Source organism: Clostridioides sp. ES-S-0108-01, from assembly GCF_020662285.1.
Taxonomy (GTDB): domain Bacteria; phylum Bacillota; class Clostridia; order Peptostreptococcales; family Peptostreptococcaceae; genus Clostridioides.
This window is the reverse complement of sequence record NZ_JADGMN010000004.1, coordinates 207,774-222,693: the sequence shown is the minus strand read 5'-3', so window position 1 is coordinate 222,693 and position 14,920 is coordinate 207,774. Positions and strand designations below refer to the sequence as shown.

Annotated in this window: 9 protein-coding genes and 1 pseudogene; all 10 read right to left on the bottom strand. The window is 32.0% G+C overall.

Annotated elements, in window-relative coordinates; all coding sequences use genetic code 11:
* Nucleotides 1-74: 74 nt before the first annotated feature.
* On the bottom strand, nt 75-2,636 hold the full coding sequence (gene xdh, locus IR152_RS06135) for a selenium-dependent xanthine dehydrogenase (RefSeq protein ID WP_227450910.1): 2,562 nt from the start codon (nt 2,634-2,636) through the stop codon (nt 75-77).
* Nucleotides 2,630-4,021, bottom strand: coding sequence for a dihydropyrimidinase (gene hydA, locus IR152_RS06130; RefSeq protein WP_227450909.1), 1,392 nt, complete (start codon nt 4,019-4,021; stop codon nt 2,630-2,632). The genes xdh and hydA overlap by 7 nt, the downstream gene beginning before the upstream one ends.
* A 282-nt stretch (nt 4,022-4,303) precedes the next feature.
* Nucleotides 4,304-5,413 carry a 4Fe-4S binding protein gene (locus IR152_RS06125; protein ID WP_009891591.1) on the bottom strand — a complete coding sequence of 370 codons (1,110 nt, stop codon included), beginning with the start codon at nt 5,411-5,413 and terminating at the stop codon, nt 4,304-4,306.
* Nucleotides 5,414-5,604: 191 nt separating this feature from the next.
* Nucleotides 5,605-6,957, bottom strand: a complete 1,353-nt coding sequence (locus tag IR152_RS06120; RefSeq protein WP_227450908.1) for a nucleobase:cation symporter-2 family protein — start codon at nt 6,955-6,957, stop codon at nt 5,605-5,607.
* 252 nt (nt 6,958-7,209) lie between these two features.
* On the bottom strand, nt 7,210-8,328 hold the full coding sequence (tnpB, locus tag IR152_RS06115) for an IS200/IS605 family element RNA-guided endonuclease TnpB (protein ID WP_227450907.1): 1,119 nt from the start codon (nt 8,326-8,328) through the stop codon (nt 7,210-7,212).
* Between the two features lies 1 nt (nt 8,329).
* Nucleotides 8,330-8,428: pseudogene (locus IR152_RS06110) on the bottom strand (transposase); the annotation flags it as partial.
* A gap of 649 nt (nt 8,429-9,077) precedes the next feature.
* Complete coding sequence (gene ssnA / locus IR152_RS06105) at nt 9,078-10,406, bottom strand: putative aminohydrolase SsnA (protein WP_009891595.1); 1,329 nt, start codon at nt 10,404-10,406, stop codon at nt 9,078-9,080.
* A 27-nt stretch (nt 10,407-10,433) separates the two neighbouring features.
* Complete coding sequence (locus IR152_RS06100; protein WP_227450906.1) at nt 10,434-12,017, bottom strand: N-acyl-D-amino-acid deacylase family protein; 1,584 nt, start codon at nt 12,015-12,017, stop codon at nt 10,434-10,436.
* 15 nt (nt 12,018-12,032) lie between these two features.
* Nucleotides 12,033-13,220 (bottom strand): YgeY family selenium metabolism-linked hydrolase, encoded by a 1,188-nt coding sequence (locus IR152_RS06095; protein ID WP_227450905.1) that lies wholly within the window; start codon nt 13,218-13,220, stop codon nt 12,033-12,035.
* A 227-nt stretch (nt 13,221-13,447) separates the two neighbouring features.
* A complete protein-coding gene (dpaL, locus tag IR152_RS06090; RefSeq protein WP_227450904.1) occupies nt 13,448-14,662 on the bottom strand; it encodes a diaminopropionate ammonia-lyase in 1,215 nt (404 codons plus the stop codon).
* Between the last annotated feature and the right edge of the window lie 258 nt (nt 14,663-14,920).

Below are 14,920 nucleotides of genomic sequence, written 5' to 3'. Positions count from 1 at the left end.
AATATACCTTATGCAAAAGGGTTTTTTTTATTTACAATTTAATCTATTTTTTTATTTAATATTTCTTTTTTTTGTTACTTTTTTTTACTATATGGAGTATTTTGTAGTGGTAGTTCAGTTCTAAATTCTTTATCAAATACATAATAAGCATTTTGTACTGCTGGTGCAGTAGGAACTGTACAAATTTCTCCTACACCTTTTGCTCCATAAGCCAATAAATCTTTGTTCTTTTCAACTATTACAGCTTGTATTTCTGGTATATCTGTAGACTTAAATAAACCTAATGTACCAAACTTAGCTGTAGGAGCAGATTTCACTACTGGGTAATCCTCAGTTAGAGCATATCCAAGACCCATAACTACTCCACCTTCTATTTGACCCTCTAAACTGATTGGATTTATGGCTCTTCCAACGTCATGTGCTGCTACTACTTTTTCCAATTTTCCATTTTCATCCAGCATTACAACTTGTGTTGCATATCCATAAGCAACATGACTTACTGGATTTTCTTTGTCACAACCCATTTTATCTGTAATACTTTCATATTCTCCATAAAACTCTTCTCCCTCTAAATCAAGTAAAGTTTTGCCCGAGTCTAAAGCTTCTTTTAACTTATTTGACGCAACCTTAGTAGCTTCTCCCGTAAATACTGTCTGTCTTGAAGCCGTAGTATTACCAGAGTCTGGTGTTAAATGAGTATCTGGAACTTCATGCACTACATTTTCAGGAAGTAGGCTAGCAGTTTCACAAACTACTTGAGTCATAACAGTGCCAAGCCCTTGACCTATACAAGAAGCACTTGTTCTTATGTGAACCTTGCCATCTTTTATCACCAATCTACATCTTCCAACATCAGGTATACCAACTCCAACACCACTATTTTTCATAGCACAAGCTATACCTGCACGTGGATGCTTTTCATATTCTTCTTTCACAGCTTCTAGTGTCTCTGCCATTGCTGTTCCTTCATCTGCAAATTGACCATTTGGTAAAACTTGACCAGGTCTTATTGCATTTTTATATCTTATCTCCCAAGGTGATATTCCAACCATTTCAGCAAGTAAATTTAGATTACATTCTGTTGCAAAACAACTCTGTGTAACCCCAAAACCTCTAAACGCTCCTCCAGGAGGATTATTAGTATATACTGCTGTTCCTGTTATATCAATATCTTGATAGTTGTATGGCCCTGCTGCATGAGTACACAATCTTTGTAGTACTGGACCTCCAAGAGAGGCATATGCACCTGTATCAGATATTATTGTTGCTTTCATACCTGTTAAATATCCATTTTCATCACATGCTGTCGTAAATTCCATTTCTGTGGCATGTCGCTTTGGATGAACAATAATACTTTCTTTTCTTGTTAACTGTACTTTTACAAATCTCTTAGTATGGTATGCAAGTAAGGCTGCATGGTGTTGAACACTCATGTCTTCTTTTCCACCAAATCCTCCCCCTACTATTTTGTTTATAACTCTTACCTTCTCATGTGGTAACCCTAACATATCTGCACATTCATGTTGAGTAGCAAACACCCCTTGGTCTGTTGAATAGATTATCACTCCATCTTCTCCATAAGGACCAGCTACTGCACATTCAGGCTCTAAAAATGCGTGTTCTGTAGCAGGTGTAGTATATCTCTTAGTCACAACATATTTTGAATTTTCTATCTTTTCTTCAGCGTTTCCTCTTACTAAATGTTCCTTAACAAGTATATTACCTGTCTCATGTATTTTTGGAGCATCTTCTCTAAGTGCATCTGCTGTAGTACTTAATGGTGTTAATTCCTCATAATCCATCTTAACTAGCTTTTTTGCTTCTTCTAATGCTTCTCTAGTTTCTGCTGCTACTAAAACTATTCCATCTCCTAAGTATCTAGTTATCTCACCTTCTGGTATTAAAGTGTCCCAATCCTTCTTTAAATGACCTACTTTTATAGTTCCTGGAATATCTTTAGCTGTTAGAACTGCAACAACTCCTGGATAAGCTTTTGCTTCTTCTATATCTATTTTTTTAACTAAAGCTCTAGGATACTTAGCTCTAACTGCTGAACCATAAATCATACCCTCAATTCTCATATCATCTACATATTCAGAATATCCAAGTGCTTTACCTACTGCATCAACTCTAGGAAGATTTTCACCTACTAGACCTTTACAGTTTACTTTTGGTACATCTATATTTTCTCTAAAAATCTTTGCTGCTAAATCGACAGCTTTAATTATTTTTACATACCCTGTACATCTACATATATTACCTTTTAAAGCTTTCTTTATATCATCTTCAGTAGGATTATTATTAACGTCTATAAGTGCTTTTGAACTAATTACCATACCTGGAATACAAAATCCACATTGTACAGCTCCTTGACTAGCAAAAGAATATGCAAAAACATCTCTTTCTCTCTCTGATAATCCCTCTATAGTTGTTATGTTTTTCCCAGCTAATTTATCAGTTTTAAATACACATGCTTTAGTAGCTTTACCATCTATTATAACCATACATGTTCCACAAGCACCTTCTGAACATCCATTTTTAACTGAAGTTATATTCATATCTTCTCTAAGGAAGTCTAAAAGTTTTTTGCCTTCTTTTGCAACAACTTTCTCTCCATTTAATATAAATTCTACCATTCTCTAGCCCCCTTTGTTAGACGCCTATTTATATATCTTCCACTTGGAGTATTACAGATTAATTCTCCCTCTCTAACTACTTCTTTTCCTCTTAAATAAACATGTTCTATTTGACAATCCACTTCATACCCTTCATAAGGTGTATAATCTACATTTTGCAATTGTTTTTTTGCTTCTATTTTAGATTTTTTATTTGGATTTAAAACTAATATATCTGCATCACTACCTATTTCTATAGTTCCTTTATTAGGATACATTCCAAATAACTTTGCTGCATTAGTTGATGTTACTTCTACCATCTTATTGATAGATATTTTATTTTTACAGACTCCATATGTGTATAAAAGACTCATCCTGTGTTCTACACCTGGAGAACCATTTGGTATCTTACTGAAATCGTTTATTCCAAGTTCCTTTTGTCCCCTATAATTAAAAGAGCAATGGTCTGTTCCTATAGTATCTATTTGATTATCCGAAATAGCATTCCATAATATTTCATTATTTTCTTTATTTCTTAAAGGTGGTGACATTACATACTTAGCACTTTCAAATCCATCTAAATCATATAATTCATCATTTAATAGAAGGTATTGAGGACAAGTTTCAACTATTACATCCACACCCCTTTGCTTAGCTTTTAGAACCTCATCCAAAGATTCTTTGCAACTTAGATGAACAACATATACCTTAGAGTTTGCAACTTCGGCTATCTTCATAAGTCTTGAAGTAGCTTCTGCCTCCAGTATGGCTGGTCTAGTTAGTTGATGATATTTTGGAGATAAATTATTTTCTGCCTTTGCTTTATCCACAAGTTCACATATTATATCCCCATTTTCACAATGGAATCCAATAATTCCACCTATCTCCTCTGCTTTTCTCATGGCTTCAAATATTACACCATCATCAACTTGAAGGCTTCCTTTATACGCCATATACAATTTAAATGAAGATACTCCTTCTTTAACCATATCTTCCATTTCATTACAAACTGAGTCATTCCAGTCTGTTATAGCCATATGAAAGCCATAATCTGAATAGGATTTATCCTTAGCTTTTTCATGCCATTCTTCTAATCCTTCTTTTAAAGAGCATCCCTTAGCTTGTGTAGCAAAATCCAATATAGTAGTAGTTCCTCCAACTATAGCAGATTTTGTTCCTGTCTCAAAATTATCTGCTGTCTTAGTAACCCCTGTATCTAAGTCAAAGTGAGTGTGTGTATCTATACCTCCTGGTATAACATAAGAATCACTAACATCGACTATTTTATCATTTTCTTTTGATATATCAAGACCTATATCTACTATTTTTTCATCTTCTATTCTTACATCTGCACAGTAAGTTTTTTCACTTGTTACTACTTTCCCACCTTTTAAAACAATTCCCATATAGACTCCACCTTACTTGTAATGTATCAATTTATTTTATATGAAAAAATTAACTTAAAGTAATCTAGTTAGTTCACTTATACGTAGTAAATCTATATTAAGATTAAACCAATACCTAATTAAATTAATATTCAGCTAAACTAATATTTAGTTAAATCAATATAATAAAATTATTAACTTTAGACTGTATTATTAATGCATAATGTGTGTTTGTTTATCTGATATATTTTATTATCCTAATACCTATTACTCTAAGTTAATTACCAAAATTCTATATAATTATTACTCATTCATAGCTTCTACTTGATTGTAGCAGATGCTTAAAGCTCCTTTTGGACATCTAGTTACACATAATCCACATCCAAAACACTTGTCTGCATCTATGTTCAACTTATCTGTAACTTCTAAAGCTTCGTATACACAGCTTGTTACACATTGCTTACATTTGATACACTTATTATCATCCACAACTGGAGCTACTGAATGAGTTCTAAATCCTCTAGCTGCCATTTTCTTATGAGTTAATCCTTTTATTTCATTAACATCAGCATATCCATTTTCATCTAAAAATTCATTTAATTCTTTAGCAATTTTTCCATAGATAGAAGGCCCTTTAAGGATTGCTTCTGTACATACTTGAACAGCACTTGCTCCAGCCATCATCATTTCAGCTACATCCTTTCCACAAGTGATTCCGCCAACACCGATTATTGGTATATTTACAACTTGAGAAGCTTCGTATATACATCTTATTGCTAGAGGTCTTATTGGTGCACCTGATAACCATCCATATCCAGCTTTACTTCCCATTATAGGGTATCCCGTATTTACATCTATTGCCATACATGGTCCAAATGAGTTTATCATTACAAGCCCATCTGCTCCCGCTTCTTCAACAGCTTTTGCAATAGTTTGAATATCAGTATGAGGACTCATTTTCATAAATACTGGTACGTCTAAAACAGCTTTTGCAGCTTTTAAAGCATTTACTATTGGAGCAACATCTGTACCTACATAATGAGTAGATAATTCAACTGCATCTGCATAAGGTTTTACTAAAGGAGCAACCTCAGCTATTTGCTCTGCTGAATATCCCATACTTACTATTACTGGAAGTCCTGTTTCTTTTACTTTTTTGTATTCTTCCTCTATCCATTGCTCTTTTGGAAGCTCTGACCACAATTCTGTGTTTAAAAAACCACTATTAGTTTTTGCCATACATGGTCTTGGTACATCAGCTGGTAATACAGATATAGTTTTTGTACATATAGCTCCTGCTCCACCTTTTGCTGCCTCTTGACAGAGAGCACCATCTTTTGCTCCAGGACCTGCCGCTGTCATAATTGGGTTTAAAAATTCCATTCCATATAAATTAACTTTTAAATTAGCCATATTATTATTTCTCCCTTAAATTAAATATTTTTAATATTTAGATTGTATTCTTTTATTTGTGTTCATTATTTATTTACTTTTTTATATTATTTAAAATATAAGATAGTTTTGTTGAATTATTAATATCTCTGAATTATTTTTATTAATGTTTAATGACTTTTAATCAATATAGATTTTTACTTGTTTTATTTTTACTTTGCTTCTTCAACTTTATTATTTTTTTCTTTTTTAGAACCTAGTTCATTGAAGAATATGTTTAAAAGCACTGCTGATAAACTACCTGTTGTTATTCCACTATGGAATATTGTTTGTACCCAAGTTGGGAAATTATGATAGAAATCGGGATTTGTTAGTGGTATCATAGATAAACCAACACTAACTGCTACTATAACCCCATTTTTAGTTCCATCAAATTTCACTTTGCTTAAAGTTTTTACTCCTCCAACCATTACCATTCCAAACATTGCAAATCCTACGCCTCCAAGAACAGGCTTAGGTATTGCTCCTATTATTGCTGCAAATTTTGGTAAGAATCCAAGTACTAGCAATATAACCCCTGCATAAACTGCTATAAATCTTGACTTTATACCTGTAAGACCTACTATTCCTGTATTTTGACCGAATGGAGTTATTGGAAATGAATTGAATATTCCAGATAATGCTGTAGATATTCCATCTCCAAATAGACCTCTTTTAATATTTTTACCTGTTACTTCTTTGTCCACCATTTCATGAATAGCTATCATATTACCAACTGATTCTGTCATAAGTACTAACATAATCAAACACAATGATAGTATTGCAGATGGTTCAAATCTAGGCATTCCAAATTTTAAAGGGACATTTAAGTTAAGCCAACCAACTCCATTTACTGCACTAAAATCTGCCATTCCAACTGCCATGGAAAGTAGTGTACCAAGTACTATACCTACCAATATAGCTGTACTATTCCAAATTCCTTTTAAGAATTTAAATGAAAGTAAAGTTATTGCCAATACTGCTAAAGCTAATGCTAACGAGTTTGGTTCAACCGCTTCCAATTTGTTGTCAGTTATCCACTTTATCCCAACTGGAAATAGTGAAATACCTATTACCATAACAACTGTTCCAGTAACTACACTAGGGAAAAATCTTATTAGTTTTTCAAATACTGGAGCAAGTAGTATACAAAACAATCCAGCTACTAATACAGAGCCAAATACTGTCTGTATTGCAACTTGTGAATCACTATATGATGAGGCTATTGCTGTCATACCTGCTACAGCGGCAAAACTAGTTCCTTCTATTACTGGTATTTTAGCACCTACAATATTTCCTATACCAACACTTTGTATGAGTGTTCCTATACCTGCCATAAACAAGCAAGCATTTATTAAAAAAACAATACTAGCATGATCTAGTCGTGCAGCACTTCCTATCATCATAGGAACTGCTACTGCTCCTGCACACATTGCTAAAACGTGCTGTAGTGAAAATACCCAAGATTTGGATACAGGTAACCTTTCATCTACTGGAGCTATTTTAGGGCTTTTATCTTGAGACATTTTGGGTCTCCCTTCTATATTTAATTTAATATTCTATTCCGTATATTTTTTATTTATATACTTCATTTAAATTCCTATTTTTGTTTAAGCTCTGTTTTTAACATCTAAATTCTTGTTTCTTACTTGTATATTAATCTGAACCTCCCATGACTAAAGTCACAGGGTTCCTGCTTCATAGAATTTTGCATACTAAAATATGTCTTACTAATTCTCCACAGGCCATCCCCATAGTTCCTACGGTTCTTACATAAGTTATCTATTTTGAACTGTTATTAGTCTTAATCCTTCTTTTAATATATTTATACTTGCATTTATATCTCTATCGTGAGTTTCATTACAACTAGGACAAATCCATTCTCTTATATTTAAATCCTTAACTTCCTCGTTTTTATACCCACATTTATTGCATATTTGTGAACTTGCAAAGAATTTACCTACCTTTACAATTTGTCTACCATACCAATTAGCCTTGTATTCTAATTGACGAATAAATTCTGACCATGACACATCAGAAATTAAGCGAGATAGTTTACGATTTCTAATCATATTCTTTACTTGTAAATCTTCTATGCAAATAATATCGTTATCTTTTATTAGTTTAGTAGATAGTTTTTGTAGAAAATCATTTCTTTGATTAGCTATATGTTCTTGAAGTCTTGCAACTTTTAATCTTGCTTTATTTCTATTTAAACTACCGATTGTTTTTCTCGATAATTCTCTTTGTAATTTAGCAAGTTTGTTTAATGACTTCTTAAGATACTTAGGATTTTCTATAAATTCTCCACAACTTGAGATACAAAATTCTTTAATTCCTAAATCTAAACCTATCTGATTATTAGTATTTTCAAATGCTTCAATATCTACATCAGTACAGCATAATGATACATAATATCTACCACTTGGCTCTTTAGATATAGTGGCATTAAGTATTCTACCTTGAGGTACTTGTTTATCCCTTATCTTAACCATACCAAGTTTAGGTAGTTTTATATGTTGACCACAATACATAATGTTTCCATTTGTAAAGTTAGTTTTATATGAAAATCTATTAATTTTCTTTGATTTAAATTTAGGAAATCTTACTTTTTCTTTAAAGAATTTTTTATATGCATTATCTAAATCTTTTAAGGCGTTTTGTAGTGAAAATTTGTCAGGTTCTTTAAGCCACTTTAATTCTTTTTTTAAGTTGGTCAAATCAGAACTACACTGTTTATAAGTAAAAGTTTCTTTATCGTTTTTATAAACTTCTATTCTTTTAGCAAGATACTTATTATATACAAATCTACAACATCCAAAAGTTTTGTTAATTAACTCTTGCTGTTTTTTATTTGGATATATTCTAAACTTATAAGCTTTTTCCACTACTGCCACCTCACTTTACTTGTTTTTTCTGATTATTAATATATTTTCTTATATGCTCCTCTGTATTTTCTGATACAGTAGCAACGAAATAACTAGGATTCCAAAGATGTCTCCCCATAATACTGGATGTCTATATTTGACATACTATATGCATATCCTCTACCATGAGTAACTTCCATTTTTCATCACCTATCATAATATTAAAATATGCAATTACTTAAAACAAGTATTTTGAAGGTTTTTTATATTTATTTTTAAATAACATATATAAGAACCGTAAGTCTTAACTTTTATCATTTTTGAGGTTGTCGTTCACATAAGTTCGCTACTACCTATGCAGTTCTCTTATGAACTTCTTACACTTTCACGTAAGCACAGACTATATCTTATCCTTCGGCATTATCCGTTAAGGTCTACCCACTTCCACTACCAATAGCTTGTAGTGTACTTCCCTCAAGAGGAATAGTCGTTGAAGTTTCTCCTATTCGGAGCTTACCTGCTGATTGCCCATTTTAAAGTACTTAGGATTTAACCTTATACCATCTAACCAATTTTTTCTACTTTCGTAACTTTCACACTTAGGTTTATTTCATCCTTATGTTTTAGTTTGGTTAGCTTTAGGGGTTTTTAGCAATTCAAGTAGTATTGGATAGGTTCTATCCTATCTCTACATATAAGTTTCCCTATATGCTGACTATTTTAGCTACTAACTCATGACTAAAGTCACGAGTGTGCGTAGCTATTTTTTAATCAATTATTTAAATTCTATTCCATAGATTTTGACTTAATTCTCTACTTTTTGCTAGAATACTTTCTTCATCTATGTTTATTAACTTTCTATCTTTCATAAGTACTTTTCCATTTATAATAGTTGTATCTACGCTTCTTCCACTCATTCCAAAAATAGTGTGTCCCCCTATTGTATTTTCTGTCAATGGAGTATGTGGTATATAATCAACTACTATAACATCTGCATAAGCACCTTTTTTAAGTACTCCTAGGTCATTTTTATAATAAGCTTTAGCTATTTTTCTATTGTTATCAAATAACATTGTTTGTGATTCTTCAAATCCAACTCTTGGGTCTTTTAAGTGATGTTTGTGAATTATATTGGCAACTTTTAATGATTCAAACATATCGCTAGTATATCCATCAGTTCCTAATCCTACTGTAACTCCCCTTTTTAATAACTCTATTGCAGGAGAACATCCAACTGCATTTCCCATATTAGATTCTGGATTATGAACTACAAATGTATTTGTTTTATTTAAAAGACTGATTTCTTCTGCACTTATATATATACAATGAACTGCTATTGTTTTTTCTTTTAGTACTCCAAAATCATTGAATCTTTCTAAAACCCTTTTTCCATATTTATCTACATTATATTGTAAGTCTGCTAGTCCTTCAGCAACATGTACATGGTAACCTGTATCAAGACCAGCCATCTCTGAAGCACATTTATTTAATGTATCATCAGATAGTGTAAATGCAGCATGAAGCCCAAACATTCCTTTTATCATGTCTGTATCATCTTTTTGAGCGTATTTTATAAAGTTTACGTTTTCATTGATACCTTGTTGGATTGTATTTCCACCATCTCTATCAGACACTTCATAACAAAGACACGTTCTAATTCCCAAATCCTTTGCAACATCTGATATTGTAAACAAACTGCCTTCAATTGCATTTGGACTTGCATGATGGTCATAAACTGTTGTTACACCATTTTTTATACATTCTATATACGTTGCATATGCACTGTATTTTGTATCTTCCAGTGTAAGCTGTTTGTCAAGTCTCCACCATAAATTGTTTAGTATCTCTAAAAAGTTCTCAGAAGGTTTTCCTGGAACTGCCATTCCTCTAGCAAATGAGCTGTATATATGCATATGTGAATTTATTAGACCCGGCATGATTATTTTCTTGCCTGCATCTATAAATTCATGTACTGGATATTTAGCTTTCATTTCTTCTGTAGTACCTATATCTTCAATTAGATTATCATTTATTACTACACATCCATCTTCCATATAGGGATTTAAAGAATCTTGGCTTATTAGCCTCCCATTCCCCACTAAAATCATAAATTTATTCCTCCTTAAAGCTAAGATTTAATTTTTAAGTACTTTTCCTGCTTTAATTTTATTGTATTTTCCTTCTTCAACAACACAATTTCCATTTATAATTACATAATCTATACCTGTAGGGTACTGCATAGAGTTGATAAAATCATCACAACCACTAACTGTATCCTTGTCAAATATAACTATATCTGCAAAATATCCTTCTTTTAATTCGCCTCTATCTTTTATACTAAAGCTTGTAGCTGCCTTTTTAGTCATTTTATAAACAGCTTCTTCGATTGTTAGTACATTTAACTCTCTAACATATCTTCCTAGTATTTTAGGGAAAGAACCATAAGCTCTTGGATGTGGTTTACCTGCTAAAAGACCATCTGTACACACATTTTGCTCGTCTCTTTTCATGAATCCTATTATATGTTCTTCTAATCCATAGAAATCTACCATCCCAACTGCATTTTCTTCTTCTTTTAATAAATCAAACGTTGCATCTAATGGGTCTTTTCCTCTCATTTTTCCAATTTCTAATAAGCTCTTACCAATTGTATCTTTATTCTTTTCTGTTTTTACGCTTGTTACAAATATTTGGTCTATTCCAGCAAACTCTATAAAATTATCCCAGCCTTCTATTCCATTTGCTATATCTTTTTTCATTTTTGCTCTTTCGTTTTCATCACTTAATCTTTCTATTAACTTATCAGTTCCTCCAGAATGTGCCCAAGGAGGTAAAACTACTCCAAGCATTGTACTTCCTGCTGCATATGGATATTGGTCAAAAGATACTCTTATACCTTCTTTTTCTGCTTTTTCTAAAAGCTCTATAACTTGAGGTATATACTTCCAATTTGATTTACCACAAACCTTAAAGTGTGAAAAATGAACTTTTACTCCTGATTGTTTTCCAATTTCTATGATTTCTTCCATTGATGTTAAGATTGTATCTGCTTCACTTCTTTGGTGAACTACAAATACTCCATCGTATTTTGCTACAATCTTACACATTTCTATAATTTCTTCAGTCAATGAGTATGCACAAGGTATATATATAAGTCCAGTAGACAATCCTATAGCTCCTGCTTTTAGCTCTCTCTCTGTGATTTCACACATTTTTTGAATTTCTTCTTTAGTAGCAGGTCTATCTTCAAGTCCCATTGCTTCCATTCTAACGTTTCCATGAGGTACTAAATAAGTTTCATTTAAACCTACCCCATTCTTATCCATCATTTTTAGATAATTCTCTGTAGTTTCATATTTCCAATCAATTTCATCACTTTCACCATCTAGGCCTGCTAAATTTTTTCTCCAAGAAGATATATGTTCTTGAGGTAGAGGGGCCATAGATATACCATCTTGGCCCAACACTTCTGTTGTAATTCCCTGTCTAATCTTTACCTCATTATATGGATTGACTAAAATAACTAGGTCTGAATGGCTATGAGTATCTATGAAACCTGGACATATAACTCTACCTTTTGCATCTATAACTTTGTCAGCTTCTTCGTTTAAATCCTGTGATATTTTTAATATTTTCTCATCTTCTATTAAAATATCTCCTTCATATGCTGGTGTTTTATTTCCATCTACTATAAGCCCATGTTTTATTAAAGTTCTCACAAAACCATCTCCTAATTATTTTTTATAAACTGATTTTAATATACCATAGTATCCTTCTGCACCTTTAAATAATTGGTCTAATTCTATATACTCATCTATTGTATGAGCAAGATTTTCTTTAGAAGGACCAAATCCTATAGTTCTTATTCCGGCCTCACCTGCATAGTGGCTTCCATTTGTACAGAATGAGTATTGAGTTATTTCTGAATCTATTCCAGCTTCTTTTAATCCTTTATATGCTGCTTGAACAAATTCATCTTCTTCATCATATAACCAACCTGGGAAGAATCTTTCACTTTCTATAGTATTTCCTGTGTAACAATCAGCTTTTTCAATTGCATAAGAAACTTTTGCATTTAATTCTTTATCTTCTTTCATCATTTCATCTAACAGTGCTTGTATTGGAGCTAATACTCCTTCTCGTGTTTCTCCAACTAATAATCTTCTATCAAAAGTAGCTTTACAGTAATCTGGCACTACTGAAGCTCCTGGATATGGAGAAGATTTTATATCTGTTAAAACTAGTATTCCATCACCTAAAACTGGATGAGTTGGAGGTACTAATTGTTGTATCTTTTGGATTACATTAGCCATTTTATAAACTGCATTTACACCTTTTTCTGGATTAGCAGAGTGAGCTGGTTTACCAAAAGTCTCTACTACTATTTCTCCTCTACCCCTTTGACCAATTTTTAAATTTAATTCTGAAGATTCACCTATTACAACATAATCAGGTTGAACAGCCTTACTTATTTCTCTAGCTGAAACTCCTTCAAATATTTCTTCGTGAACAACACCTGCTACGTATAATTCACCTTCAAAATCTTTGTTAGTATCTTCTGCAAAGTATGAAACAGCCGCCATCATAGCACTTACTTGACCCTTCATATCAGAAGTTCCTCTACCATATATTTTACCATCTACTATTCTTCCTTCAAAAGGAGGAACGCTCCATTTACTTGCATCTGGAACTGGAACTGTGTCTATATGACCATCAAATAATATTTTTTTACCTGGTTTGTTTCCTTTTATACATCCTACTATATTTCCATATTTATCTCTTGACCAGCTATCAAAACCTAGCAAAGCAAAATTCTCTTCTATTGCTTTTACTACATTTTCTTCTTGACCTGAATAACTAGCATTTCTTATTAAATCTTGGCATACTTCAGTTAATTGTTTTTTTCTTATTTCATTTAACATTTTGATATTCCCCCATATAATTTTTAATTTGTTGACGTTTTACTTTGATATTTCACTTTTTTAATTTATTCATATTTCACTTAATCTATTGATTTTTTACTTCTTTATATTTTATTTATTAAACTTTTATTTAGACTTTATTTTAATTTTATTTAGTTTTTATTTTGAGTTTTTCATTTGCTTAAGTTTTTATTTTACTTATTAAGTTTTTATTTTACTTAAGTCTTTTATTTACTTTGGCACTCACCATTCCAAACTATATCTCTATATTTGTCAGGGTCAGTGTCTCCTTCTGTACTTATTAATAATACTTTAGAGTTCTCATCTAGCTTTAAAGCTTCTCTTAAATCTTTTAAATCTTCACTTTCAAGAATTGAAACTAATGCTCCAGTTGTAACTGCTCCAGATTCTCCAGATATTACTTTCTCATCTCCTCTTAAAGGATTTCCTAGTATTCTCATACCTTTAGCAGACACCCAGTCTGGTGCTGAAACGAATGCTGATGAATAATTTTTTAACACTTCAAACCCTATAGTATTTGGCTCTCCACAAGCAAGCCCTGCCATTATAGTTGGCATATCTCCTCCAACAAATCTTGGCTTTCCATCTCCTGCTTCTGCTGATTTATAGTAACAGTCAGCTTCATCAGCCTCTACTACTACTGTTATTGGGCATTCATCATATATTGAAGCAATATACCCTTGGACTGCACCAGCAAGTGAACCAACTCCTGCTTGCACAAATACGTGTGTTGGTCTATCTACTCCATATTCTTTTAATTGCTCTATAGCTTCTTTAGCCATAGTTCCATATCCTTGCATTATCCATGCTGGTATTTCTTCATATCCGTCCCATGCTGTATCTTGAACCATTACTCCATGGTCATCAGCTTCTGCATAATCATTAGCTAATCTTACTGCATCATCATAGTTTAAGTCTGTTATACTAGCATCTGCTCCTTCTCCTTTGATTTTATTTAATCTAAATTCAGAAGAACCTTTTGGCATTAATACAACAGATTTTTGACCTAATTTATTGGCTGTCCAAGCAACTCCTCTACCGTGATTTCCATCTGTAGCTGTAAAGAAAGTTATTTCTCCTAACTTTTCTTTTATTTCTTTTGAAGTTAATTTATCATATCCTAACTCCGATATATCTGTATCTAATCTTTGAGCTAGGTATCTACCCATAGAGTAAGAACCCCCTAAAACTTTAAATGCGTTTAATCCAAATCTATAAGACTCATCTTTAACATATATTCCGCTTACTCCTAGTGATTTTGCTAAGTTATCTAATCTAACTAAAGGAGTTTTTTCATATTGTGGAAAGCTCTCATGGAAAGCTTTAGCCTTTGCAATTTCTTCATCTTTTAAAAATTCAATCCCTTTTTCTTTTTCTTCTGATTTAGGTAAGTTATTTAATTTCCATTTTATTTCTCTCATTTATTTTATATTCCCCTTTCAAATTTTTCGGTGTCATTTTAATGTTTTATCTTTGTGTTTTAATAGTAAAGCAATTACTATGCCAATATTATTTATTCTAAAAACAATTTTTTTATGTTGGAATTACATATATTTATAAGATTTCTTTAAAATTTATAAATATTAAATATGAAAAGTAAGATTTATAAAAGAAAAAATTCTCATATTGGGAAATTTTTATCAATACGAGAATTATCAATTCGAGAAATCGTTTCTTTA